Source organism: Acinetobacter sp. YH1901134 (genome assembly GCF_013416965.1).
Taxonomy (GTDB): Bacteria; Pseudomonadota; Gammaproteobacteria; order Pseudomonadales; family Moraxellaceae; genus Acinetobacter; species Acinetobacter amyesii.
Map to the genome: position 1 here is coordinate 77,468 of NZ_VPEW01000006.1, position 25,641 is coordinate 103,108.

Sequence of the window (25,641 nt, forward strand, 5' to 3'; positions counted from 1 at the left end):
AAATATTGTAATGTCGACTGAGAACAACAGCACAGCAGTTGCTGAAGAAATTCCAAACCTATTGATCACTCCAAATGCCCAAGAGTATTTGAAAGATCTTTTGGATAAACAAAATACACCGGGCATTGGTGTACGTGTTTTTGTGGAAAATCCGGGTACGCCACGTGCTGAATGTTGTATGGCTTACAGTGCACCAGAAGAAGTTGTGCCTACAGACTATAAACAAGACTATCCAGATTTCCCTGCATTTATTGACACACCGTCTATTCCATATCTTTTGGATGCGGTGATTGACTATAACAAAGACCGTTTTGGTGGTCAGTTAACATTCCGTGCACCAAACTCAAAAGTGCCACGTGTGGGTCCAGATGCCTCTGTAGAAGAGCGTATCACTTATGTTCTACAGTCAGAAATTAACCCTGGACTTGCAGGTCATGGTGGTAACTGTGCATTGGTAGAGGTGGTTGAAGATGCAGAACATGGTTTAACTGCAGTACTTAAATTCGGTGGTGGTTGCCAAGGTTGTTCTTCAATCGATTTAACCTTAAAACAAGGTGTTGAAACAACATTGAAGCAGCATGTACCTGAGTTAATGCGTGTTGTTGACCAAACGGATCACAGTAATACTGAAGGTGCTTATTTCAAATAAGTTCAGTATTTTTATAAAAAGCCGCAACCTTGCGGCTTTTTTATTGTCTAAATCAAAAAAATGAAGATTTTTAGATATTTCTAGGGTTTTTACATCAAAATGATAAGCGATATCACAAATACAAATGAGAATGATTATTAAAATTAATTGCAATATTGTTTGTTGTTGTTACAATGTGCAACACATTATTCTAGATTTCTCCATAAATACGTTTATTTGGAAGCACTCAATGACCAAACAACTATTAAAATCAACGCTTACACTTTCAATACTCTGTGCATTGGTAAGTTTGACGCATGCAGAAGATGTGCACACTGAAGTACCAGATGAATCCGTAACGAAGATGGAAACCATTGTTGTTACTGCAGCAGAACAAGTTAAACAATCATTAGGTGCTTCAAAAATTACGGCAGAAGATTTAGAAAAAATGCCGGTTGTGAATGATATTTCAGAATATGTGCGCCGTATGCCGGGTGTAAATTTGACTGGTAACAGTGCCACAGGCCAGCGAGGGAATAACCGTCAGATTGATATCCGTGGAATGGGGCCTGAAAACACGTTGATCTTAATTGATGGCAAGCCTGTAAATTCGAGAAACTCAGTACGTTATGGCTGGCGTGGTGAGCGTGATACACGTGGTGATTCGAACTGGGTACCTGCAGATGCTATTGCATCGATTGAAGTACTGCGTGGTCCAGCTGCAGCGCGTTATGGTTCAGGTGCGATGGGTGGTGTGGTCAATATTAAAACCAAGAAAGTGACCAATGAAGTGCATGGCTCTGTGGAAGTTTTTACCAATCAGCCTGAAGACGCTAAAGAGGGTGCAAGTCACCGTGAGAGCTTTAACTTAAGCGGGCCAATTCTTAAAGATGTCCTTTCATATCGTTTATACGGTAGTTATAACAAAACCGATTCAGATGCTGCGGATATTAATGCTCTAATGGATAATGGTGCGCGTATGGCGGGTCGAGAAGGCGTTGAAAATAAAGATATTGCAGGGCGCTTGGCTTGGCAGTTGAACGATCAACAAGTCTTGATGTTTGACGCAAGTGTTGGCCGCCAAGGCAACCGTTTTGCAGGAGACAGTCAAAACAGTGTATTTGATCCAGCCGATCCCAACAAAGCACCAATTTTATCCGCTTTAATCGGTGAAGAAACCAATACCATTTATCGTGATAGTTTTGCATTAACCCATGAAGGTACGTGGGGTTGGGGCGATAGTAAACTCATTGCGCAATATGACAAAACCAAAAATAAACGCCTACCTGAAGGAACAGGCGGTAGTACTGAGGGACAGATTAATAATCTCGAGAATAAACAAACGTCACATCTAGAAACCATTCGCTTTAATGCAGAAGCCAATCTGCCGTTCCAATGGTATGTCCCACAAGTATTAACTTTAGGCGCTGAATGGGTTGAAGATGACTTTACTGATACGGTTAATACACAAGCTGGCGCAGGCGGTTTTGGCGATGTGTTGACCTCAGGTGACCGTTCACACATGGATTCACGGATTGCATCGGCCTATGTTGAAAACAATATGAACTTGGGCGAAAGCACCGATGTTGTTTTGGCACTACGCTATGATAATCATAGTAAATCGGGCGATAGCTGGAGTCCAAGTCTCAATATTACGCAAAAACTTGGCGACTATTGGAGATTAAAAGGTGGTGTGGCTAAGGCGTATAAAGCACCTAATATGTACCAAAATGCGGAAGGTTATCTGTTAAGCACTCGCGGTAATGGCTGTCCGATTGGGCTGAGCCAATGTCTATTACAAGGTAATGGCGATCTCAAACCTGAAACTTCAGTGAATAAAGAATTAGGTGTACAGTTTGAAAAAGACATCGTAAATGCAAGCTTTGCATGGTTCCGTAATGATTATAAAAATAAGATCGTTGCTGGGGATACACGTCTAGAAGAACTGGAAGTAAATGGAACAACATATAATGTACTGCGTTGGATGAATACGCCAGAAGCCTTGGTGGAAGGTGTTGAAGGAAGTATTTCTTTGGACTGGGGTGATATCACGTGGACCAATAACGTCACCTATATGATCAACTCTGAAGATAAACGTACTGGCAATCCACTTTCAGTGATTCCAAATTACACCATAAACTCTATTTTGAACTACAACATCACGGATCGATTAGACAGTAACTTTGTCTATACCCAATATGGTCGTCAAAAACCACGTCAATATGCAGAAACCAGTCTTGAAAGCAAAAATGGCTTGGCGATGGATAGCGTGAAAAGTTATGGCATTGCAGGCATTAACTTTGGTTATAAATTTAATGCGGCTTTAAGTGCTCGTATCGGTGTGAATAACCTATTTGATGAGCAAAAACTGCGTGATAAAACGGTCAACCAAACATATAACGAGCCGGGTCGAGCTTATTATGCAAGTTTGAAATACCAGTTCTAAGTATTTCCAAAAGAAAAGCCGCTTCACGCGGCTTTTTTTATGTTGGGATATTTAAAATTTTCAGTGCTTCACTTGAGTAGTAGAATTGTTCTAAATAGAGACGTGAACGCTCACGCAAATAACCCGACTCAATCATTTGTTGAACGATAGGATTGAGTAAGTTTTGAAGTTCATGCTGAATCAGTGCTTCATCAATATTTAAATCACGTAGCAATAAATCAAAAGGGCGTTCTGCATTACGCACGTACCAAGCGTATACGCCATCATGCACTTGCTGTTTCATATACTCAGACTGTCGCATAAAGTCCCAAATTTCATGACCCATCGCAACCGTTTGCGGCAAGTCCTGAACTTCAACATAGTTCTTTAATACCGAAACTGGCAGCGCTTTAATTTTATGCCATAAATTGGCTTGAAAATGGTACAGCTTATGATCATCAAAGTGCTGATTTAACACGGTTTCACTCATTTGACTGAGTTTTAAAATATTCTTTTGCAAGTATTTGCTGACCGCATTATCTAAATTGGTATCTGTGACATTTTCCAGTACCGATTTCCCCATTTTCATAAATCGTGAAACACCGGGTACCGATTTTGCAATCACCGAATTATCTAAATAATCTTGTATCGCATGTTGAATCAATTGACTGATCATGGCTGAAAATGCAGGATTGTTGACCATGGTATGAATTAAACGCTGACGATGTCCTTGTTTACTGGCCACATACTGTGCAATTTTATCGATGGTCAATACAGGAATGATTTCGGCAATTGTGGTGCTGTCATTTGCAGGGTGAATCAGTGCAAATTTGATATGTTCAGCAATTTGCTCAATTAGGAATTGACTTGCAGGGGTATTTAAAATTTGTTTCTGCAACAAGGCATTGATTTGATCAAAGCTCCAAATCTGCTGCAAAGATTGTTTACGAAACCATTGATAAAAATGGGTGAATTCAGTGGCTACGGTATCATTGTGTGAAAAGCTCTGATCTAAAAAGTTCAGTTGAGCGTCAATCAACTGCTCAATCATCGGGTTTTTCTGCATACTTTCCCTGAAGTCCCAGTCATGGGTATCTAAAAATGGCGAATGCTCAGTTTAACTGAATCAGTTTATCTACCAAAGGGTTTTTAAACTTTTGACTTTTCGCGAGGAAAGGCAAGTAATGGTCTGCAACTTGTTGTTCGGCTTCTAAGATTGGCATATGACCGACATTATTTAAAATCACTGGGGTTTCTGCACGTTTCAGTAAAGACTTGAGTTCGCCTGCCACTTCCACATTAAAGATTTTATCTTGTTTGCCCCAAAGGATCAGGGTTGGGGCTTCTACTGTTCGTGTTAAACGAGCAAAAGTTTCAGGGGTGTAGATTCGATTGAGCGTGACGACTTGATCGATCATTTTACTGGTGAAGGGCGCACGCGCAATTAAGATATTCTCCTGCGCTTCTTTAAGCTGTGTCGGAACATTGGGCGGATTTTGCATGAGTTTATGCATGACATCATCTAAATCACCCGGTTTTGAAACGATTAAATTTTTAAGTTTATACGGGTCGCGGGTGTAACTGGTATTGGCCTGTTTATAAATGCCCGCGCTGTTGAGTAAAAATAAGCTTTGGGTATCAAAAGGATATTGAGAGGCATATACCGTGGCAATGGAACCACCCAATGAGTGACCTGCAACATTCAGTTTATCTTCAATATCTATTTTAAGGACAAACTGGCGTAGTTGTTCCGTGACATTCGGCACTGAGACATCAAAATCGACCGGCACATGTGTATCGCCATTGGCCGGAAGGTCAGGGATGATCACATGATAGTTCGGTGTTAAATAATGCGCAACACGATTCCAATTATCACGTGTGCCGCCTAAACCATGAATCAGCAAGATGGTCGGTTTAGAGCGTTGACCGCCTTCGCTATAACTCCAATTCACATTGCCGACTTGAACGCTATGTGTAACTAAACCAGCCGCTTTACGCTCTTGGCTCAAATAGTTTTGCACGATAGAGGGTACGGCAAAGTTTTTGCTGATGGGAGACGGATTTGCAGCCAAAGTGTGGTTGGCAGTAAACGTCATACAGCAAATTGTTGCTAGCTTGAAAAAGCCAAAAACGCGTGAATGATGTCCTTTCATTGACGTTTACCCCAGTTAAATCGAATCGATATATTTTTTAGATCATTTATATGACTATTATCAGAATGGGCTGAAATAGTAAAAGCGTATATTTATGAAATATATTGTAAATTAAAAATGACCTTTGTCATCCATTGCTTTTTTGACGTGGTTAAACTTGCGTTTTAATAATGTGAACCATTACAGAAAAAATAATTTTTTTTGATGAATGTGGAGTAGCATTTTCTATCAAGTTGCATCGTCGTAGAAAAAATTCACAGCAATTGTTTTTGCAAGTGACAATCGATTCGACTGGGATTAAAATATTGCAACTTCGGATAAGGGTAATTAGAACATGCTAACAGCAGCAGAAGCTTTAGATCGTTTAAAAAAAGGGAATCAACGTTTTGTAGACGGTGAAACGAATCACCCAAAGCTTTTGACGCATCAACAACGTGCTGAAATGGCCGAAAGCCAAGAACCTTTTGCGATTATTTTAGGGTGTTCAGACTCACGTGTTCCTGCTGAAATGGTATTTGACCAAGGCTTAGGCGATTTATTCGTGATTCGTGTTGCAGGTAATATTGTGGCACCGTCTCAAGTCGGTAGCGTGGAATTTGCAGCAGAAAGCTTCGGTTGTCCTGTGGTCATTGTACTGGGCCATACACACTGTGGCGCGATTCATTCTACGATTGAAGCTTTAACTAACCCTGCGACACCACCATCAGCTAACTTGATGTCGATTGTGAATCGCGTTCGTCCATCTGTAGAAATACTCATGCAAACTGAATTGAAAGATGACCTTGAAAAACTTTCAATGCATGCAGTACGTTCAAACGTTTTTGCATCAGTAAATCAACTTCGTCATGGTTCAGCAGTCCTCGAAAACTTAATTGCGCAAGGCAAATTAAAAGTGGTGGGCGCTGAGTATTCACTCGAAACGGGTGAAGTAAGCTTCTACGATTTCTAAGCAAACTACAGTAAATAAAAGATTTAAAAAAAGGCGCTCAAATGAAGCGCCTTTTTTAACGAATCCATTTTCACCCACTAAATTTATAAGCTGGCTTTAATCAATGGATAAGCATTATTCAGCAAAATTGGTTGCGCTTTGGCATTTGGGTGAATTTGATCTTGTTGCATCAAATTTTTATGCCCCGCCACGCCTTGCATAAAGAAAGGTAATAATTTGATTTTGTACTGTTGGCTCAACACTTGATAGTTATTTTCAAAAGCTTGGCTATATGCCTTGCCATAATTCGGTGGAATTTTCATTCCAAATAAAATCACTTTCGATTTGGCCTGTTGGCTTTTTTGAATCAGCTGCGCTAAATTTTTTTGAATTTGTGCAGGGGGCTGTCCGCGTAAACCATCATTACCACCTAACTCAATCACCACAAGGTCTGGACGATGGGTCTGCAATAGTTTGGGGAGTCGTGCCAAAGCACCACTGGTGGTTTCACCGCTGACACTTGCATTGACCACTTTATGTTGTTTCGGATACTGTTGGTCTAGACGTTTTTGTAATAAGTGGACCCAACCTTGCTGCACTGAAACACCGTAACCTGCACTTAAGCTATCGCCCAAAATCATAATGGTTTTGGCAGAGAGCAGCATCGGGCAGAACATCAGTGCAATAGCCAGCAAGTAACTCAATAGACGATTATTTTGAATGCGATTTTGCATATAGGGAAGATATGACCCAACTCACGACAGATGTTGACATCATGCCACAGGCGATTATTTCTGCACAGCAATTGACACAAAAGATACAACTTCCACAAAAACAGTTATCGATCTTTGAACACCTCGATCTTGAAATCTTTGCCGGGGAACAAGTTGCGATCACTGGTCGCTCTGGTTCAGGTAAATCCACCTTGTTGGGGATTTTGGCGACCTTAGATCAGGCCAGTTCTGGACAGTTACGGGTCTGTGGTCAGGACATTCATCTATTAAATGAAGAACAGCGTGCTCAAGTCCGTTTGGCCCATATTGGTTTTGTCTTTCAGTCTTTCCAGTTGTTGCCACATTTAACGGCACTGGAAAATGTCATGCTGCCGCTACGGTTACAAGCAAATTTTCAGGTCAAAGCCGCAGAAGAAAAAGCATTAAAACTGTTAGCAAAGGTTGGACTAGAACGACAAGCGCATCAAGCCCCTAAAGTTTTATCCGGTGGTGAGCAGCAACGGGTTGCGATTGCCCGTGCTTTGGTGAGTGAACCCGATCTGATCTTCGCAGATGAACCGACAGGTAATTTAGACAGTGCAACGGCACAGGAAATTGAACAACTGTTATTTCAGTTAAATCGTGAAATGGGAACCACTTTGGTATTGGTGACGCATGATGCCGATTTGGCCCGTCAATGTCAGCGCCACTTTGAATTGGTCAATGGTCAATTGATTGAGCATCGAACAGGAGATGCTGCATGAATCTTTTGGCATTGTTTCGACCACTCTTACAGCTGAGTTTTAAAACCACGGGTGTGTATTTATTATTGATCGCACTGACCTTGGCGATCAGTGCCACCACTGCTTTAAAGTTTAGCAATGTACAAATTCAAAATGCTGTGGCGCTACAAGCTGCTGAAATGTTGGCAGCAGACTTGGTGCTGACAGCCAATGAACCAATTCCACAAGAGTGGCAACAACAAGCCAAAGCACAGCAATTAAAACAATCGAATGTCACGCTATTTAGCAGCATGGCGCACACTGATCAGCAATTTGTCATGGTCAATGTCAAGGCCGTTGATGCCGCATTTCCATTAAGAGGTGAAATCGAAACAGAACCGAAACTAAACCGCTCCATACAAGCAGGTGAGGTTTGGTTAAGTCCGCGTGCCATGGATTTGTTGGGTGTTAAGGTTGGAGATCAGATCAATATTGCTGATGCTGCTTTTCAAGTCAGTGCCAAAATCATCCATGACACCAATCAGGAACTCGGTTTCAGTGGTTTTTCACCGACAGTTATGATTGCGCAGTCTGAGGTGGCGAGAACCAATGCCATCCAAGTCGGGAGTCGGATTGAATATCGCCTGTTAATGGCAGGAGATGCACAAAATACCCAGCGATTTGAAAAACTGTATAAGCAGAAATTTGGTGATCAAAGTGAAGACCGTGCTGCTAACTCAGATCATGCGCAGGTTCAGGATGCGGCTCAAAGCAGTTTGAAATTGAGAAATGCCAGTGAAGGCAATACCCGCTTGATGAAGCCGATTGCCAACCTAGAAACGTTTTTACAGCTGGCGAATATTTTAACCATTCTACTTTGTGGCATCGCCATCGCATTAACCAGTCAGCGCTATGTCCAACAAAATCAGGATGCCATTGCACTGATGCGCTGTATTGGATCGACCAAACAGCAAATATTAAGTGCTTATCTGGCTTTACTGTTGGTTGTACTCGGGCTTTCAATCCTGTTTGGAAGTATGATTGGTCTGGGACTGGGCTTTGGCTTATTGCAACTCATGCTACAGCTGATTCCAAATTTACAATTAGAGTTTTCAGCCCTGTCTATGCTACTTGGTCCGCTTCCAATTGCAATATTCACCAGTGCGATTGTGTTATTAGGATTTGTTCTTCCAAGTCTTTGGCAATTATTAGGGACACCGCCGGCACGCGTGATACGACAACAAGAGCGTTCTGTACGTTCCATGCTTTGGATGCTCAGTTTCGGCACACTTAGTTTGTTGGTGTTTTGTGTGGTTTTAACTGAAAATTTACAGCTCACCTTATGGCTGATTTGCGCCATCATCTTCCTATGTGTTGGCCTATATATGATGGTCTGGCTCAGTTTAAAGGCCTTGAAAAGTTGGGGGACGAAAATCTCAGCGTATATACGCACACCGTATCAAACGGCATTTCAAATTACTGCATTAGCATTGGGGCTAAGTCTGATTACAGTTTTAGCGGTATTGCGTACAGATTTACTGGAACGTTGGCAACAACAATTGCCACAAGGGACACCTAACCAATTTGTCTATGGATTACCGCCATTTGAGTTACAGGATTTTAATCAACAACTCAGGCTGCATGGTTGGCAAGGGACGCCGATGTACCCGAATATTCGTGGACGATTAGTTGCCAAAAATGATCTCCCTTTTTCGGATGCTTTAATTAAAAGCAATAATTCATTACGCCGTGAATTGAATCTCACACAGGCTGCAACTTTTCCAAAAGATAATCAAATCATCGCGGGTAGTCAGCAGTTTCAACAGGTCAATGAAGTATCGGTAGAAGTGAAAACCGCACAAGAACTGGGTATTCAAATTGGAGATCGACTGAGTTTTAGCCTTCCTGAAGGGATTTTACAAGCCAAGGTGATCAACCTTCGCAGTGTGGAGTGGGAAAGCTTTAGTCCAAATTTCTTCTTTATTTTCTCTCCCCAAACCATGGATGAAAATGCCGGCAGCTATTTGGGGAGTTTCTATGTTCCACCGCAAGATAAAAATCAGTTAATTGGTCTAATTCAGCAGTTTTCGAATACCGTGTTTATTGATGTCAGTCTGATTTTGGATGAGATCAAACGCATCGTCAGCGTATTGGTTCAGATTATTACCATCTTGGCGCTGTTGGTCAGTATTTCAGGCATTTTAGTCTTGGTTGCATGTTTGAATTTATTTATGGATGAACGCAAAAAAGAAGTGGCATTACTGCGTTCCTTCGGCAGTTCCAAGCAAAAATTAAAGTCGATGCTCAGTTTGGAAGTAGGGCTAATGGGGCTAATTTCAGGTGTTGTGGCATGTATTTTTGCCGAAGTGATCAGTGCGATTGTCAGTTATAAAATGGAACTGACCATCCAGCTACATGCAGAGATTTGGTTGATCCTCCCACTGGTCATGACCTTAGTCTGTACATTGATCGGACGTTATCGCTTAAGTTATCTTTGCGACATCCCACCCTTAGAAAGCTTACGTGAACTAAATAGTTAAGGGGGGAGATGGTTAACAGCCGAGCAAGTTAAGAGTGGAGCAAGAACCTAGTGCGTAGTTTGGATTTAGACAAGATTTGACGTGTTTTCAACATGTCTGTGTTGATAGCCATTGGGTTCATTCCACTATTTAATGTGCTGTGAGCGATTGCTTCATCAGCAGGATAAAGTGTTCCCAAAGCGGTAAAATCGGTTGGATTAATTGTTGGCAATGCAGATAAAACAGGTAGCATCCGACAGCTGCGGCTATAAGACCGATGATTTGAATGAGCAGGGATTGATGTACTTTTTGTCCCACATACCAAATGAAAGCCAAGGCAGCCCCCATCAACATGCCGCCAATATGCGCGGCATTATTAATTCCACTAATCATAAAGCCCATCGCGAGGTTAATGCCCATCACCATTAATAAGGTTTTTTTATCCAGATAAAATTGTTGTTTAGGTAACATCGGAAGCAGCGAAATAATCGTCAACGCTGCACCCAGTCCCATCACTGCACCCGATGCACCTGCACCAATACTCGGGAAAAGCTGCTGATTGGCTGCACCTTCGGCCAATAATGCATAGCTGTCTTGAATGGTTAAATACCCACTCAACAAACTTCCCATCAGTCCGGCTAAAATATACAGGCCAAGGAAGTAGAAACGACCTAACATTTGCTCGGCAACACTGCCAAAAATATACAAAGCCCACATATTCAACATCAGGTGAATCAGGCCAAAATGAAAAAACATACTGCTGAATAAGCGGATGGGTTCCTCTAAAAAGGTTAAAGGTGCATAATCAGCACCCCAACGCAAAGCATCCAGTGTGTCGGGTTGGCTAACGTTCATTCCATGCAACACTTGCCAGCCAAAGAGTCCAACATTGATGGTAATTAAGAGTGCCGTGATCCACCACAGTTGGATTTGCAGCTTACGGGTTGATACAGCAGGAGGGCTGAGTTCAGACATGCTATTCTTGTACTGTGTCAAAATATTTAAAAATAAGCTTAACATGAAAAAACAGAATTTCTGGAGTAACACACTGACATGAAAGCCTTTATTGTTCGTACATTGTTAATTCTTGTCAGTCTTGTGCTTTTGGTGCAGCTTTGGATCTTTGGAAGTTTGGTGTGGTGGCGTACACATCCTGTGGAATCCACGATGATGATGCGTTTAGATTATTGGTCTGAGCCATCCAAACCGATTAAACACGAATGGCGTGATTACGACCAAATCAGTGATTATGTCAAACATGCTGTTGTTGCCGCAGAAGATGGCAAATTTTTACAACACAAAGGTTTTGATTGGGAAGGCATGCAAAATGCTTTAGAGCGCAATAAAGATAAGGGCAAAGTGGTTGCAGGTGGGTCTACAATTTCTCAGCAATTGGCAAAAAACTTATTTTTATATAATAAGCGGTCATTTATTCGAAAAGGGCAGGAAGCCGTTGCAACATGGATGATGGAACGCATGTGGACGAAGCAGCGCATTTTAGAGGTATATCTCAACTCGGTTGAGTTTGGGGATAACATTTACGGCGTAGAAGCTGCAACACAGCACTACTTTGGTAAAAGTTCAAGGAGTTTGAGTCGAGAACAAGCAGCGTTTATTGCGGCTATTTTGCCTAATCCAAAATATTATGATGAAAATCGACAAGATCGTAAGCTAAATTATCGTAAGCGCATGATCCAAAAATATATGCGTTATAGCCATATCCCAGATTAAGAACGATCTAAACACTCGTCAAATGGCATGGCAGTGATTTGAATTACAACAAAAAGCTCATATTAATGGGCTTTTTTTATGAAATTGTCACAAATTTGAAGCATACTAAACTGAGTACAGCACACATTTTTTAATATGGGTTTGAAATGAATACCGCAGCTGAAGTCGCGCAAGTACCTACTGAATATACTTATAATGATCGTTATATTAATCGAGAGTTATCGATTCTCGACTTTCATCTGCGTGTGCTCGAACAAGCGGTTGATCCGATACATCCATTACTTGAACGCATGAATTTCTTGCTGATCTTTTCACGTAACTTAGACGAATTTTTTGAAATTCGTGTTGCGGGAATGATGGAACAGCTAGACTTAGGTAATGAAAGCCGCAGTCCAGATGGCTTAACACCAAAACAAGTATTAGATGAAATTTCTGCGACAGCGCATGCGGCAATTGAGCGCCAGTATCGTATTTTAAATCAAGAAATTTTACCCAAACTGCGTGAAGAAGATATTTGCTTCTTACGCCGTGGGGAATTAACGCCTGCACAATCGGCTTGGGTAAAAAAGTATTTCCAAGAACAAGTTGCACCAGTTTTAACCCCAATTAGTTTAGATCCTGCACATCCATTCCCTCGCTTGGTGAATAAGTCGCTGAACTTTATTGTGACTTTAGAAGGGAAGGATGCGTTTGGTCGTCAGATTGACTTAGCCGTTGTACCTGCACCGCGTTCGCTGCCACGTGTCGTTCGGATTCCTGATGAATTAACCGGTGGCAAAGAGCATCATGTGATGCTATCGGCAATTATTCATGAACATGTCTCTGATTTGTTCCCCGGCATGACGGCGACGGGTTGCTACCAATTTCGCGTGACGCGTAATGCCGATTTGGCTTTAAATGAAGATGTTGAAGATTTGGCTAAAGCCCTCAAAGGTGAGTTGAATTCACGTCGTTTTGGTCGCGCCGTTCGCTTGGAAGTGACAGAAAATTGTCCGCAGCATATTTATGAATATTTGCTTGATGAGTTCGATTTAGAAGAAGAGCAACTCTATAAAGTAGATGGACCAGTTAACCTTGCACGTTTACTGTCAAACTTTAAACGTCCACATCTACGTTATGACGCGCATATTCCTGTTATACCGAAAGTACTCAAAAAATCTGAAAACATTTTTAGTGCGATGCAAAAGCAAGATATTTTGCTGCACCATCCCTTTGAATCATTCGCACCGGTAATTAATTTACTGCGTGAAGCTGCACGTGATCCACAAGTTTTGGCCATTAAACAAACGCTTTATCGAAGTGGTGCAGATTCGGAGATTGTGCAAGTTTTAGCGGAAGCAGCACGTAATGGCAAAGAAGTCACCGCTGTAATTGAGCTTCGAGCACGATTTGATGAAGAATCAAACATTGCTGTGGCTAATGTATTACAAGAAGCAGGCGCAGTTGTCGTGTATGGCATCGTGGGCTATAAAACTCATGCCAAAATGATTTTGGTGGTACGCCGCGAAAACAATAAATTGGTGCGATATGTGCATTTAGGTACGGGCAACTATCATGCGGGAAATGCGCGTATCTACACGGATTACGGTCTATTAACCACAGATAAAGAACTCTGTGAAGATGTACATCGTATTTTCCAAGAATTGACCGGTATGGGTAAAATGGCGAAGCTAAAAAAACTGCTGCATGCGCCATTTACCTTACATACTCAACTCATCAATTATATTGATAATGAAATTACTAATGCTAAAGCGGGTAAGTCTGCGCAAATTATAGTCAAGGTTAATGCATTAACAGAAGTTCAGTTGATCAATAAACTGTACGAAGCGTCACAAGCAGGTGTACAGATTGATTTAATTATTCGTTCTATTTGTTGTTTGCGTCCAGGTTTACCGGGGCTGTCTGAAAATATTCGCGTGCGCTCTATTGTTGGGCGTTTTTTAGAGCATACTCGAGTGTATTATTTCAGTAATAATGGTGATTCACGTATTTTCTGTTCAAGTGCAGACTGGATGGATCGTAATTTATTTAATCGCGTGGAAGCCTGTTTTCCAATTGAAGATCCAGCGTTGAAAAAGCGTATTTATCAATTAGGTTTAGTGAATTACTTAAAAGATAATCAGCAAGCTTGGTTGCTCCAAAGTGATGGGCGTTGGATTCGTACGCATGTTCAAGAGGGTGAGGAAGCACACAATTCACAGCATGTGCTTATAGAAGCATTTAAATAAATGCGTTAGAAAAGTAAAAGGGAGCAATGCTCCCTTTATTTTTTTAATTTATAAGTTTTTTTGAATCATTTATCTGAACTAAATTTAGCTGTAGCTACTAATTTTTCGGTAGATATTTTTAACAAAACCATCAATTTGATACGTTGAAAGTTTTAACTCACGGACCATCTGCTCTTGAGTCGCGCTATGGCTGACCATATCTAAAATTTGGTATTCAGCTGGATTCAGACTGAGCTGTTTAGGTGCTGCATTTTGCGGACTAAAAGTTTCACTCAATAAAAATTTAGCAAAACTGGGATGCAATGCAGCGCCACCTCTTAAAATGGTTTTCAGTTGGTTGTAGGTATCTTCCATCGGTTGTTGAATCAACATATAGGCGGTTGCACCTAACTGAATGGCATGTAAGGTTAAATCTGTAGATTGTTCATTGACTAAAATGATGAGATTACTCGAAGGATAGATCTTTTTGATTTTATGGATGAAAGAGATATCGGACTGCTGAGTGATCACTAAAAAAATTAAATTGGGTAATTGATTGAAAATTTGTTGTTCTGCATCTACTAAGTTTTCTGAAAATGTGATGAGATCTTCAGGATAACCGAGGTTTCCTAAGATGTTAAACAGCACTGTTTTTGAAGTCATTGCTTGATGATCAATGATCAAAACGGGCACTGGTAATAAAAATTCACTCATCATACATTTCGCTCATTTATTATTTTTAATCAAATTGCATTTCCATAATGTGCATGAAAGTGAATTAGAAAAATATACCTAGAAGTAGTGATTTATATATCAAAGTATAATTAAGTTATTGTGATATAATGGAATTTAATTAATGTATAGTTTTTTGTGTTTTTCATTGTGTTGAATGCAAAGATTTATAGTTTTTTCGTTTTTATTTTTAGAATATTGATTAAATAATCATCAGATTTAGATTAGAATTGAAAATAATAATTGAAATGTGAAAGCAGTATTTTGACAACCGATAAATTGAACTGTTTCTGATGTGAGTTAATATTGATTTATTGCTTAGTTATTTTAAATATTAATATTTATTCAAAAATATGTGATTTATTTCCCATTTATGTTTATTTTATAGCACAAAAATACAACTATAAAAAAAGCCCTTTGAAAAATGAATCAGAAATACTTTATCTAAAATACCTGAAACTAGTGATTTTAACGAAAGTTATATTTTACTAAGATGTATTTATCTTCTTACTTATCTGGCTAGTGTGAAGATATTGTCGAGGCGATGAATTGAGATATACATCAAGTCATATATTACCTTATCAGGCTACCTATTTGGGTTAGCCTTTTCTTTTTTTAGGTACTGTATTTTTTCATTTTCAATGTTAAGCTCATCTCAATATTATTACTTCTGCATTATTCATTTCCGCCAAATAAAAAAGAGAGCACAGGGCTCTCTTTAATTTTCACACTGATTAATTAGTGCAGATTATTAGTGATTTTCTGCAAGATTTGAAGCAATACATCAAATTCACTTTGAAGCGGTGTACTCTTACGTGTTACCAATGCCAATGTGCGTGTAGGACTTGCTTCAATTTCTTTCACAGCCAAATCTTCATTGGCTTTGATCATATTGGTATGAACTGCAATTTCAGGCAATAAGGTAAAGCCTAAATCTGCGGAAACCATTTCAACCAAAGTTGGCAATGAGCTTGCTTTTAATCGATGGTCATTTTTACGTTCACCAATCGGGCAAGCACTCAAAGCATGATCACGTAAGCAATGGCCTTCTTCAAGCAACATTAAACGAGATAAATCTAAGTCGTCTAGAGATTTCGCTTGAGCTGCATTTTGATCAGCTTTGTTGTACACCAAGAACAATTTTTCTTTGTTTACTTCTGCAACTTTCAAGCTACGTGTATCGAAAGGAAGAGCAAGTAATACGATATCTAGATTACCGTGCTCGAGTTTCTCAACAATTTTTTCACTTTGTGCTTCATGTAAATGCAATTGAATTTTTGGTAATTGCTTATGCACTTCTTCTAATAATGGCGCAAGTAAGAACGGCGCAATAGTAGGAATGACCCCTAGATGTAAATCACCCGTTAGAGGTTCGCTCATTTCACGACTTAAACGCATTAGGTCTTGCGCATCTGCCAATAGAACTCGGGCTCGTCCGACAACTTGTTCGCCAAGAGGAGTTAAACGCACGTTTTGACGGTCGCGTTCTACCAATACGCCACCTAGTAAACGCTCAAGTTCCATGATCCCACCAGACAAAGTAGACTGGGTGACGAAAGAACGACGCGCAGCTTCAGTAAAGTGTAGCGTTTCTGACAGTGTTACTAGATATGACAGCTGTCTTAAGGATGGTAATGCAGCCATAGTGTCCTAATTTATGATTTAAAGTGATCAGCAAACAAACCGCTAAGATATGGAATAAAATGCGGTGGGATATCATGCCCCATTCCATCAATTAATTCAAATTTAGCACCTGAAATAGCCTTTGCAACGGCCTTACCATGGCTTGGCGGCAGCAAACGGTCACGAGCTCCATGAACCACAATGGTTTTATGCTGAATTTGTTTATCCAACTGCAGCAGGGAACCTGTACATAATATTGCTAAAAACTGTTGAAGTACACCCGCTGGGTAATAACTCCGCTTATAGAGTTTACGTGCAGTTTGTATCGCTTCAAGCTGATTAATATAGCCTGGAGAGCCTATAATATTAAAAACTTTCAGGCTATGGTTAATAATGCCATCTTCATCGTTAGATTCAGGTTTTTCAATTAGACTAAATAATTGCTTTGGAAATGGCGGTGGAAGTAAGGGTTGGATGTTACTGGTAAAAAGTAAGCTTAAGTTGTGCACTTTATCTGGATAGCGTGCCGCCACGATTTGAGCAATCATGCCGCCCATCGAAGCGCCTAAAATATGGACTTTATCAAGTCCCATACGATCAATTAACAGTGCAACATCGTCTGCCATATCATATAGATCATAAGGCGCACCTTGATTCTCTAGACCTAAGGCAAAACGTCCCATCAGTTTAAAGGTGTTAAGACGTGGGCCTGGGTTACGAATTTTACTCGACAGACCAATATCACGATTATCAAAGCGAATAACTCGGTAACCTTGATCTATTAGGGACTTACAAAAGAAATCAGGCCAATACAACATTTGTGCGCCGAGTCCCATAATCAATAAGATTGCAGGATCTTCAGGATGACCACCCACCTCGACATGAAGTTCAATGCCATTGCCTAACTCTACGCGAGTTTCATGCATAAAAGAGGCATAAGGTGAAATATTAAACTGAAGGGCACTATTCATTTTTATTTTCCTTTAAAAAGGACGTCTATTATTATCAGGACGTCCTTGTATTTAAACCCTAAACTGAAGCAGGAATCAAGTCCGGAACCTGCTTAGTCAAAGTTAAGCGTTGCTTCCCAGCAGTTGCACCGAGCAGTACAAATCCACGTAATACGCCATCTTGATCGATCGCACGGGCAATCATGCCATCTTCAAGCTCTTCTGTTTCCCATTGAGTTTCAACATCAATAGGCGCAGGAAGGACAGTTAAAGGTGCTGCAGGTGTTTTAACGGCTACAGGCATAGCTGGATAATGCACAGCGGTATGTTCACCATTGAGGGTTTTTGCCAAAGCACGTGCTTGTTGCATGATCGGCATGACGTATGGAAGAAGGGTACCATTGACTTCAGCACAGTCACCGACAGCATAGATATCTGCCAAGTTGGTTTCTAAGCCTTTATTGGTTAATACGCCACGACTGGTGTGAATGCCGGCTTGTTTTGCCAAGTTAATTTCAGGCTGTAGACCAATCGCAGACAACACAACATCTGCCACTAAGCTTTGACCATTGGCAAGGCTCACTTGATAGTCACCATTTTCAATACGTGACACTTTGTCGACTGTCGTACCTAAAACGAATTGAATACCCGTTTCTTCTAAATTGCTTTGGAATTTAGCTGCAACATGAGACGGCAGTAGGCGACCCAAAGGTTGCGGAGCTAAATCGACCACCGATACTTTCGCCCCAGTATTTTGGAGGTCGTTGGCAAATTCACAGCCAATCAAGCCTGCCCCTAAAATCACCACACGTTTATCTTCACGTGCTGCAAGCTGTTTACGGAAAGCTTTGTAGTGATCTAAATTGTTGACGACGTGAATGTCTTCACTGCCATCACCCGAAATAGCTAAGCGAATTGGATTTGCGCCGACTGCTAAAACGAGTTTTGAATATAGTTGTGTTTGAGTTCCATTTTGGCTTTCAATAGTAAGCTCATGTTTTGCTGCATCAATGGATTTAACCCAACTCTTATTGATGATTTGCATATTGAGTTGAGCCGACATTTTTTCGGCATCCCCTAGAGGGATTTGCTCAGGAGTTTTATTACCAACGAGCGCATTGGATAATGTCGGTTTAGCGTAGTTAATGGCATCATCCGCACAGATCATAATAAGTTCTAGTTCAGTATTTAACTTTCGAAATTCACGTGCAACGGCATATCCCGCCATACCAGAACCAATAATGACAATAGGGTGCATACTCAACTCCAAACACATTTCATATTTTTTAAAGACAAAAAAAAGACCATAACGATGATGGCCTTAGATTCTATTTATTAGATTTCAACCATTTCAAAATCTACTTTTGAGACGCCACAGTCTGGGCAAGTCCAATCATCTGGGATATCTTCCCATTTCGTTCCTGCTACGATACCGTCTTGTGGCCAGCCTTCTGCTTCGTCATAAATCCATCCACAAACGATGCACTGATACTTTTTCATTCCATTCTCCAAAAACTGACACAAAATTAAGTCAGTAAATACTTCATAACTGTATAAGTTTATTCCTTAAGGTTAAATCACCTTATACAGTAGACTCTTATGCTAAATTTTTACGCAGTTCTGACTATAAAGTAAAGTGGCTAAGAGTTTAATGAGTGAAATTAAAAGCAGAATGGCAGTGAGGGACAATAAATATCATCAAAACCCCAGATCTGGGAAAAATTGTCTGACAATATTTATGCCTATTGAAAGCTATATTGGAATTCATTTCTGTGAATTGGGTTCTAAATACCGCTTTTTCTATCTTCATAGACTAAAGTCTTGCAGAAAAAAACTCTAAAATCTTTTATTTTATGATTAGGAAAATATATATTTGATATTTTTTAAATAAATACAATATTAATAATCAATAACTTATGTAAATTTGCTGTATCTTAAATATGCATTTTAGTCGGGGGTTAGCTGTTCTTTTCTCTCAAATCGCGTTAAAATTCACACATTCCTTTCTTAATTTATTTTCTCCTATTATGAGTAATTCTACTGCTGCGGCATTGTGGTCTAACATTCGTACTGTCCAAGATTTTCCAAAACCAGGAATTTGTTTCTTTGACCTTACGCCGTTATTTATGAATAACATCGAATCGTTAACTGATGCCCTAATTGCAAGTATTCCAGCTGAGCAATTGGCAGAAGTAGATAGCTTTATTGCAGTTGAAGCGCGTGGTTTTGTTTTGGCAAGCTTACTTGCTCAGCGTACAGGCAAAGGTTTGGTGTTGGTACGTAAAGCCGGAAAATTACCACCACCTGTTGTCGGTGTTGGTTATAGCCTTGAATACGGTTTAGATCGTCTTGAAATGTCAGCTGAAATCGAATCACAAAAAGTAATTATTGTGGATGACGTATTGGCGACGGGCGGTACGCTTCGTGCAGTGAAACAATTGGCTGAAAAATGTAAACACCAAGTTTTAGGCGCAAGCATTTTCTTAGATTTGCCTGACTTGCATAAAGATTTAGGACTAAATATTTGGTCTGTTTTAGATGATAAAACACGTCCTGAAGCAGATGCAGCTTAAGCGTCAGTTTTAAAATGTAAAAAGCCTTGTCTATGACAAGGCTTTTTAATGTCCGATAAAACGACGTTGCTGCTTATGTTTATATGATGACTTATTTTTTTAAGTAATTTAATTCGATATGTTGGATTAAATCATTAATATTTTCAGGGCATTGAAGGCGATGATGTCCGCCATCCATGACTTGAACCTGCATATAGTCTTCGAGTTGTTTTTCTGCCTCATACATATCCAAGATTTCATCACCACGTTCGATATATGCAATTTGTGGAATATCGTTATCCAAATCCATTTCATTGATTGCCGGGTAGTCGTCACGAAAGTCTGGATGCAGACTCGGGTTAGCAATCACACAAGGAATGCGATGAAACAGCGACATTTTCAAAGCCCAGTATGCCCCGAGACTATGACCGACGATGATATCGGGTTTAATGGTTTCAATACTCTCGTGGTAAAAGTCCGCAACAGTTTGAAAATTTAAGTTGCGATAGTCCACTTCAATGCAGAATTTTTGTTTTGCATTGATGGCATGGAACTTCGTAGATTCACGGGAAGAATCCAATCCATGTAAAAACAGAATTTTCGATAAGCAGGAAGTCATTGTTTTTCTACACACTGTTTTCAAACATTTTTGGATGTGTTGAATATTTTATTTTTCAACAATTTTATGACTTCATTGTAGAGAGAATTGTCAAAAAGAGAATTTAGCTTTTGGTCTAATTTATAGGCATTTAAAAGACTTTAGTCTTAAAGAAAATAGATTAAAAGGTTGAATTAAGCTATTAAAATATATTTCAATATACTGATAGTTATAAATATTTTAAAGTACGTAGTTGTCATTGTAATATCGCTAAATATTGGCTTGCTAAGTTTAAATATTTAACTTTTATTTCGTGCATATCTGAAAGGTATGGATTAAGCAAATCTGAAGGTATAGCTGTCAAAACAACTTACTTTGATAAATTTCAACTTATTAAAAAAATGCGCACATTGCTTACTGCTCAATTCAAAGGAAATCTGCTATGCTATGCAACTTCCGTTTTTTAACTATTTGAGACAGAGATGACGCAACATAACGCTCAATCGACTTCTGAACAAGCCATTTCCGAAAACGATTTAATTGCACAGCGTCATGCCAAGTTAGAGCACATCAAAGAGCACGCCAAGGAAACAGGTGTTAGCCCGTGGCCTAACACATTTAAGCGTGAACACTATGCACAAGACCTACAAGATCAATTCGCTGAAAAATCAAAAGAAGAAATTGAATCAGGCGAAAAGGTTTATGTAAAAGTTGCTGGTCGTGTGATGTTGAACCGTGGTTCATTCATCGTAATCCAAGATATGACTGGTCGTATCCAACTTTATGTACCACGTAAAGAGTTGGATGCTGATGTTCTTGCAACTATTAAAGCACTCGATTTGGGCGATATTATTGCCATTGAAGGTTATATTGGTCGTTCTGGTAAAGGTGACCTTTATGTTCATATTGAACATTTTGAGCTTTTAACCAAATCACTCCGTCCACTTCCAGACAAATTCCATGGTTTGACTGATACTGAAGTTAAATACCGTAAGCGTTATTTAGACCTCATCATGAACGAAGAAACACGTAAAACTTTTGAAATTCGTGCAAAAGTGGTGTCAGGTATTCGTTCATATTTGAGCAATGAGCGTTTCATGGAAGTTGAAACACCAATGATGCATGTGATTCCGGGTGGTGCATCTGCGCGTCCATTCGAAACTCACCACAACGCATTAGATATGCCTTTATTTTTACGTATTGCGCCTGAGCTTTACTTAAAACGTTTGGTCGTTGGTGGTTTTGAGCGCGTGTTCGAAATTAACCGTAACTTCCGTAACGAGGGTGTATCAACACGTCATAATCCAGAATTCACCATGATTGAATTCTACCAAGCATATGCAGACTACAAAGACCTGATGGCTTTGACAGAAAATATGCTTGAAAAATTGGCCATTGACATATTAGGTTCGACTGATGTGCCTTATGGTGAAGAAGTGTATAGTTTCAAAGGTCCATTCAAGAAAATTTCGATGTTTGATGCGATTCTTGAACACAACCCAACGTTCACCGCTGAAAATGTATCTGACCGTGAGTTTCTTGCAAACTTCGTTAAAAATGAACTGAAAGAGCAAGTAAAACCTGGTTTTGGTTTAGGCAAACTTCAAACCATCGTATTTGAAGAAACTGTTGAAACAAAACTTCGTCAACCGACATTCATCACAGAATACCCAGCGGAAACTTCACCATTGGCACGTCGTAATGATGAAAATCCACATATTACGGACCGTTTTGAATTCTTCATCGGTGGTCGTGAGTTGGCAAATGGTTTCTCAGAGTTAAATGATCCGATTGACCAAGCTGAACGTTTCCAAGCCCAAGTTGCCGAAAAAGATGCGGGTGACGATGAAGCAATGCATTACGATGCAGACTTTATTGAAGCATTGGAATACGGCTTACCTCCTACAGCGGGTGAGGGTATCGGTATTGACCGTTTGGTGATGTTGTTTGCGAATGCTGCAAGTATCCGTGAAGTGATCTTGTTCCCACATATGCGTCATAAAAACTAATTTAGTTTTTGAAATAAAAAACCCGCTTAATGCGGGTTTTTTATTTTGTATTTTTATTGAACATCTTTACCGAAATGATGAAAAAAATAAAAGGAGATACAGTTTCACCCTTGAATAAATGAGTTGAAAAATCTAAGGTGGGCTGTGAATTAAACTTGAGAAAAAGAGCATGTATTTAAGAAAGTCACTCTATGCTGCTGTACTGTTTGGATTATCAGTTCCTGTTTTTGCTCAGGGGATTGTATTAAATAATGAAGAGTTACGCGCAGATTTGAATTGGTTGAATCAGCAAGGCGTTATTCAAATTAGTACCTCAACATGGCCAATGAGTGGTGATGAAATACAGCGAGCGTTAACTTCTGCAAAAGTGATGACACCTGCACAACAAAAAGTATTACAAAGTATTCAAAATAAATTGACTGCCGAAAATGCATTATTAAAAGCAGAATTGTTTGCAGAGTCAGATAAAAATAATTTACCGCAAAATTTTGGTGATCATCAAAAAGCGCAATATCAAGGTGCACTTGAACTCAACGTTGGTGGTGAAAATTGGGATGGTCGTTTACGTGTAAATGCTGAAGATAAACAGCAAATTAATAATGATCAAGATGTAAATGTGGAAGGCTCATACATTGCCGGGAAGCTTTGGAACCAATGGTTAATTGCAGGTCAGATTCCGACTTATTGGGGGCCTGGTCATGACGGTAGTTTAATCCGTGGTGATGCGAGTCGTCCTGTGTACGGTGTTACTGCACAGCGTACACAACAGAATGCTTTCGAAACACCATGGCTATCATGGATCGGCCCTTGGCAGTATCAAGCTTTTGCTGGACAGTTAGATGATTATTCTGCTATCCCAGATGCAAAACTCATTGGACTTCGACTAACTGCACAACCTACTCCATATTTGGAATTGGGAGCATCACGTTCTATACAATGGGGTGGCGAAGGTCGTCCCGAAAGTTTTAGTTCACTTTGGGATGCCTTTATTGGTAATAAAGATAATGGTGGAACAGGTAAGGCTGATCCATCAAATCAAGTCGCGGGTTTTGATGCGCGTTTGAATTTACAACCACTTGTGCAAGTTCCAGTTAGTCTTTACGGCCAATATATTGGTGAAGATGAAGCAGGTGGTTTACCAGCAAAAAGCATGTATCTTGCAGGTGTTGATTATTCTTCAAGTGTAAATAATATGCCTTATCAACTGTATACTGAATGGGTTGATACTCGAACTAATGGTGATGCCAAAGGCATTTCATACAATCACTCTATTTACACAGATGGATACTATCAACATGGCTATCCACTTGGTCATGCATTAGGTGGTGATGCTCAAATGGTTTCAGTGGGTGGGAATATACGTATTGATCCACTAAATCGTCTAAATGGTCGTGTACTTTTTGCAAAAGTTTCTGAAACAGAACGTGCTGCTTTGAACAATGCAGCATTTCCAGAAAAAGATGAATTGAAAGCTCTAGACTTAACTTGGACACATTATTTACGTCCAGATATGCCTTTAAAAATTAATGGTTGGGTGAGTGACTCGGATTTAAATGGTAATGATGGTGGAGCGTCAATTGGAATTGAACTACCATTAGATAAACGTTTATTTCATTACTAATTTATATTCGTTTTTAAAATGATGTATTAATTGAAAAGTCCGCTTATAGCGGACTTTTTTCTATTAGTAATTGTCAATTTTTAGACAAAAAAATACGCAATGATTGGGGTGTTCATTGCGTATAACAACGAATCTGCTTTCACAGGTTCGGTAAAGGAGAAATGTTATGAATTTAGGTATTCCTAAAACATAAATAGATAATAGAGTGAACGGTCAGTCATTTCATTGGTGTTCACGTTAAGTGATGTTACCTAACGTTAAAACTAAGGAGATTTTGTGAATACCTTCACAAAAAGTGCTTATAAAAAAGCCTTTCACATTAGAAAGGCTTAATTTTATAGAATTTTTTAAATTTAGAAGTGGAAAACACCCAGTCCAGATTTAATTTCATCTAACGTTTGTTGGGTAATATCACGGCATTTATCGGTACCAGTTTTTAAAATATCCATGATGTAGTCAGGGTCTTTTTGCAAGTCTAAACGGCGTTCACGGATCGGGCCGATTAGCTCTTTTAGCACGCCTTCAAGACGCTTTTTCACAGTACCATCGCCTAGACCGCCACGACGATAGTGTTCTTTTAATTCTGCAACAGCTTCTTTATCTGGATCGAATGCATCGAGGTAAGTAAATACGACGTTACCTTCAACTTGACCTGGATCTTCAATACGTAAATGATTTGGATCGGTATACATTGCATTAACAGCTTTCTTGATATCTTTATCAGTCGCGTCAAGCACAATAGTATTGCCCAAAGATTTAGACATTTTTGCTTTACCGTCAAAACCTGGCAAGCGGCCGACATTAGAGAGTAAAGCTTTACATTCAGGAAGTACGTCACGACCAATTTGACGATTTAAACGACGAACAATTTCATTGGTTTGTTCAATCATTGGAATTTGGTCTTCGCCGACAGGAACGACAGATGCTTTAAACGCTGTAATATCGGCAGCTTGAGCCACTGGGTAGCATAAGAAACCTGCAGGAATGTCACGCTCAAATCCACGCATTTGAATCTCAGATTTGATGGTTGGATTACGCTCTAAGCGAGAAACCGTCACAAAGTTCAAATATAACATGGTCAATTCATTCAATGCTGGTAAGCATGATTGAACGCAAATCGTGGTTTTGGTTGGGTCAATTCCTACAGCAAGATAATCGGTTGCGACTTCAATAATATTGCGACGAACTTTTTCGAAGTTATCGGCATTATCAGTTAAGGCTTGAGCATCAGCTAAAAGAAGATGTTGATGATGCGAATCTTGTAAACCTACGCGTGAACGTAAAGAACCTACAAAATGACCTAAATGTAATTGTCCAGTCGGACGGTCGCCAGTCAAAATCACTGGACGATTATCTTGAGTACTCATTATCTGTTCCAAAGTGGTAGTCAAAGCTACGGCTGATTTTCAAAGAATGTCCCCATTGTACGGCATTCTATTTTTGATTGTTACTGACACAGCACAATTGACTGAAAAATGGGTGAATATTTTGTTAATTATTAAAAAACTAAATACAATTTTAGCGTTAAAT

21 protein-coding genes are annotated in these 25,641 nt (G+C 39.7%); 10 read left to right on the forward strand and 11 right to left on the reverse strand.

The window, feature by feature from the left end; translation table 11 throughout:
- The first annotated feature begins 10 nt into the window (after positions 1-10).
- The gene (gene nfuA / locus FTV50_RS07985; RefSeq protein ID WP_078189947.1) at positions 11-649 is read left to right on the forward strand and encodes a Fe-S biogenesis protein NfuA; all 639 of its coding nucleotides are present in this window, start codon (positions 11-13) and stop codon (positions 647-649) included.
- 229 nt (positions 650-878) lie between these two features.
- The gene (locus FTV50_RS07990; RefSeq protein WP_180024088.1) at positions 879-3,074 is read left to right on the forward strand and encodes a FepA family TonB-dependent siderophore receptor; all 2,196 of its coding nucleotides are present in this window, start codon (positions 879-881) and stop codon (positions 3,072-3,074) included.
- 37 nt (positions 3,075-3,111) lie between these two features.
- Here FTV50_RS07990 and FTV50_RS07995 read toward each other — a convergent pair whose 3' ends face one another.
- On the reverse strand, positions 3,112-4,119 hold the full coding sequence (locus FTV50_RS07995; RefSeq protein WP_180024089.1) for a hypothetical protein: 1,008 nt from the start codon (positions 4,117-4,119) through the stop codon (positions 3,112-3,114).
- A gap of 46 nt (positions 4,120-4,165) precedes the next feature.
- A complete protein-coding gene (locus FTV50_RS08000) occupies positions 4,166-5,206 on the reverse strand; it encodes an alpha/beta fold hydrolase (RefSeq protein WP_373683680.1) in 1,041 nt (346 codons plus the stop codon).
- Positions 5,207-5,540: 334 nt separating this feature from the next.
- Here FTV50_RS08000 and FTV50_RS08005 point away from each other — a divergent pair, with 334 nt between their 5' ends.
- On the forward strand, positions 5,541-6,155 hold the full coding sequence (locus tag FTV50_RS08005) for a carbonic anhydrase (protein WP_111884438.1): 615 nt from the start codon (positions 5,541-5,543) through the stop codon (positions 6,153-6,155).
- Positions 6,156-6,238: 83 nt separating this feature from the next.
- Here the strand turns inward: FTV50_RS08005 and FTV50_RS08010 are convergent, their stop codons facing one another.
- Positions 6,239-6,868, reverse strand: a complete 630-nt coding sequence (locus tag FTV50_RS08010; protein ID WP_180024090.1) for an arylesterase — start codon at positions 6,866-6,868, stop codon at positions 6,239-6,241.
- Positions 6,869-6,879: 11 nt separating this feature from the next.
- Between FTV50_RS08010 and FTV50_RS08015 the strand changes: the two genes are divergently transcribed.
- Positions 6,880-7,611: an ABC transporter ATP-binding protein gene (locus tag FTV50_RS08015; protein ID WP_180024091.1), complete on the forward strand. Its 732-nt coding sequence runs from the start codon at positions 6,880-6,882 to the stop codon at positions 7,609-7,611.
- A complete protein-coding gene (locus FTV50_RS08020; RefSeq protein ID WP_180024092.1) occupies positions 7,608-10,109 on the forward strand; it encodes an ABC transporter permease in 2,502 nt (833 codons plus the stop codon). Before FTV50_RS08015 ends, FTV50_RS08020 begins: the two co-directional genes overlap by 4 nt.
- 129 nt (positions 10,110-10,238) lie before the next feature.
- Here FTV50_RS08020 and FTV50_RS08025 read toward each other — a convergent pair whose 3' ends face one another.
- Entirely contained in the window at positions 10,239-11,063 is an 825-nt protein-coding gene (locus FTV50_RS08025) for a rhomboid family intramembrane serine protease (protein ID WP_180024093.1), read from the reverse strand.
- Between the two features lie 78 nt (positions 11,064-11,141).
- Between FTV50_RS08025 and mtgA the strand changes: the two genes are divergently transcribed.
- Both mtgA and ppk1 read left to right on the forward strand, forming a co-directional pair.
- Positions 11,142-11,819, forward strand: a complete 678-nt coding sequence (mtgA, locus tag FTV50_RS08030; RefSeq protein ID WP_078193019.1) for a monofunctional biosynthetic peptidoglycan transglycosylase — start codon at positions 11,142-11,144, stop codon at positions 11,817-11,819.
- A gap of 146 nt (positions 11,820-11,965) precedes the next feature.
- Positions 11,966-14,047 (forward strand): polyphosphate kinase 1, encoded by a 2,082-nt coding sequence (ppk1, locus tag FTV50_RS08035; protein WP_180024094.1) that lies wholly within the window; start codon positions 11,966-11,968, stop codon positions 14,045-14,047.
- Between the two features lie 84 nt (positions 14,048-14,131).
- Here ppk1 and FTV50_RS08040 read toward each other — a convergent pair whose 3' ends face one another.
- The 5 genes from FTV50_RS08040 to rubA form a co-directional block, all read right to left on the reverse strand.
- Positions 14,132-14,743 carry a response regulator transcription factor gene (locus FTV50_RS08040; RefSeq protein ID WP_180024095.1) on the reverse strand — a complete coding sequence of 204 codons (612 nt, stop codon included), beginning with the start codon at positions 14,741-14,743 and terminating at the stop codon, positions 14,132-14,134.
- A 753-nt stretch (positions 14,744-15,496) separates the two neighbouring features.
- A complete protein-coding gene (oxyR, locus tag FTV50_RS08045; RefSeq protein WP_180007453.1) occupies positions 15,497-16,402 on the reverse strand; it encodes a LysR family transcriptional regulator OxyR in 906 nt (301 codons plus the stop codon).
- Positions 16,403-16,413: 11 nt separating this feature from the next.
- Positions 16,414-17,352, reverse strand: coding sequence for an esterase EstB (gene estB, locus FTV50_RS08050; RefSeq protein ID WP_078189932.1), 939 nt, complete (start codon positions 17,350-17,352; stop codon positions 16,414-16,416).
- A gap of 58 nt (positions 17,353-17,410) precedes the next feature.
- Positions 17,411-18,589 (reverse strand): NAD(P)/FAD-dependent oxidoreductase, encoded by a 1,179-nt coding sequence (locus FTV50_RS08055; RefSeq protein WP_180024096.1) that lies wholly within the window; start codon positions 18,587-18,589, stop codon positions 17,411-17,413.
- A gap of 77 nt (positions 18,590-18,666) precedes the next feature.
- A complete protein-coding gene (gene rubA, locus FTV50_RS08060; protein WP_005179369.1) occupies positions 18,667-18,831 on the reverse strand; it encodes a rubredoxin RubA in 165 nt (54 codons plus the stop codon).
- 527 nt (positions 18,832-19,358) lie between these two features.
- Here rubA and FTV50_RS08065 point away from each other — a divergent pair.
- Positions 19,359-19,904 (forward strand): adenine phosphoribosyltransferase, encoded by a 546-nt coding sequence (locus tag FTV50_RS08065; RefSeq protein WP_078189930.1) that lies wholly within the window; start codon positions 19,359-19,361, stop codon positions 19,902-19,904.
- A gap of 91 nt (positions 19,905-19,995) precedes the next feature.
- Here FTV50_RS08065 and FTV50_RS08070 read toward each other — a convergent pair whose 3' ends face one another.
- Entirely contained in the window at positions 19,996-20,502 is a 507-nt protein-coding gene (locus tag FTV50_RS08070; RefSeq protein ID WP_180024097.1) for a YqiA/YcfP family alpha/beta fold hydrolase, read from the reverse strand.
- Between the two features lie 461 nt (positions 20,503-20,963).
- On the opposite strand from FTV50_RS08070, the gene lysS reads away from it, so the two are divergent.
- Complete coding sequence (lysS, locus tag FTV50_RS08075) at positions 20,964-22,490, forward strand: lysine--tRNA ligase (protein WP_180024098.1); 1,527 nt, start codon at positions 20,964-20,966, stop codon at positions 22,488-22,490.
- 169 nt (positions 22,491-22,659) lie between these two features.
- Positions 22,660-24,111, forward strand: a complete 1,452-nt coding sequence (locus tag FTV50_RS08080) for a capsule assembly Wzi family protein (RefSeq protein WP_180024099.1) — start codon at positions 22,660-22,662, stop codon at positions 24,109-24,111.
- A 353-nt stretch (positions 24,112-24,464) separates the two neighbouring features.
- Here FTV50_RS08080 and trpS read toward each other — a convergent pair whose 3' ends face one another.
- Positions 24,465-25,478: a tryptophan--tRNA ligase gene (trpS, locus tag FTV50_RS08085; protein ID WP_180024100.1), complete on the reverse strand. Its 1,014-nt coding sequence runs from the start codon at positions 25,476-25,478 to the stop codon at positions 24,465-24,467.
- Positions 25,479-25,641 lie beyond the last annotated feature (163 nt).

What these genes read in the sequence shown, in the direction of transcription:
- FTV50_RS08070 (WP_180024097.1), bottom strand. Translation starts at nt 20,502, where the DNA reads ATGACTTCCTGCTTATCGAAAATTCTGTTTTTACATGGATTGGATTCT.
- FTV50_RS08020 (WP_180024092.1), top strand. Translation starts at nt 7,608, where the DNA reads ATGAATCTTTTGGCATTGTTTCGACCACTCTTACAGCTGAGTTTTAAA.
- estB (WP_078189932.1), bottom strand. Translation starts at nt 17,352, where the DNA reads ATGAATAGTGCCCTTCAGTTTAATATTTCACCTTATGCCTCTTTTATG.
- FTV50_RS08080 (WP_180024099.1), top strand. Translation starts at nt 22,660, where the DNA reads ATGTATTTAAGAAAGTCACTCTATGCTGCTGTACTGTTTGGATTATCA.
- FTV50_RS08040 (WP_180024095.1), bottom strand. Translation starts at nt 14,743, where the DNA reads ATGATGAGTGAATTTTTATTACCAGTGCCCGTTTTGATCATTGATCAT.
- FTV50_RS08065 (WP_078189930.1), top strand. Translation starts at nt 19,359, where the DNA reads ATGAGTAATTCTACTGCTGCGGCATTGTGGTCTAACATTCGTACTGTC.
- FTV50_RS07995 (WP_180024089.1), bottom strand. Translation starts at nt 4,119, where the DNA reads ATGCAGAAAAACCCGATGATTGAGCAGTTGATTGACGCTCAACTGAAC.
- FTV50_RS08015 (WP_180024091.1), top strand. Translation starts at nt 6,880, where the DNA reads ATGACCCAACTCACGACAGATGTTGACATCATGCCACAGGCGATTATT.
- lysS (WP_180024098.1), top strand. Translation starts at nt 20,964, where the DNA reads ATGACGCAACATAACGCTCAATCGACTTCTGAACAAGCCATTTCCGAA.
- FTV50_RS08005 (WP_111884438.1), top strand. Translation starts at nt 5,541, where the DNA reads ATGCTAACAGCAGCAGAAGCTTTAGATCGTTTAAAAAAAGGGAATCAA.
- mtgA (WP_078193019.1), top strand. Translation starts at nt 11,142, where the DNA reads ATGAAAGCCTTTATTGTTCGTACATTGTTAATTCTTGTCAGTCTTGTG.
- trpS (WP_180024100.1), bottom strand. Translation starts at nt 25,478, where the DNA reads ATGAGTACTCAAGATAATCGTCCAGTGATTTTGACTGGCGACCGTCCG.
- FTV50_RS08010 (WP_180024090.1), bottom strand. Translation starts at nt 6,868, where the DNA reads ATGCAAAATCGCATTCAAAATAATCGTCTATTGAGTTACTTGCTGGCT.
- rubA (WP_005179369.1), bottom strand. Translation starts at nt 18,831, where the DNA reads ATGAAAAAGTATCAGTGCATCGTTTGTGGATGGATTTATGACGAAGCA.
- FTV50_RS08055 (WP_180024096.1), bottom strand. Translation starts at nt 18,589, where the DNA reads ATGCACCCTATTGTCATTATTGGTTCTGGTATGGCGGGATATGCCGTT.
- nfuA (WP_078189947.1), top strand. Translation starts at nt 11, where the DNA reads ATGTCGACTGAGAACAACAGCACAGCAGTTGCTGAAGAAATTCCAAAC.
- FTV50_RS07990 (WP_180024088.1), top strand. Translation starts at nt 879, where the DNA reads ATGACCAAACAACTATTAAAATCAACGCTTACACTTTCAATACTCTGT.
- oxyR (WP_180007453.1), bottom strand. Translation starts at nt 16,402, where the DNA reads ATGGCTGCATTACCATCCTTAAGACAGCTGTCATATCTAGTAACACTG.
- ppk1 (WP_180024094.1), top strand. Translation starts at nt 11,966, where the DNA reads ATGAATACCGCAGCTGAAGTCGCGCAAGTACCTACTGAATATACTTAT.
- FTV50_RS08000 (WP_373683680.1), bottom strand. Translation starts at nt 5,206, where the DNA reads ATGAAAGGACATCATTCACGCGTTTTTGGCTTTTTCAAGCTAGCAACA.
- FTV50_RS08025 (WP_180024093.1), bottom strand. Translation starts at nt 11,063, where the DNA reads ATGTCTGAACTCAGCCCTCCTGCTGTATCAACCCGTAAGCTGCAAATC.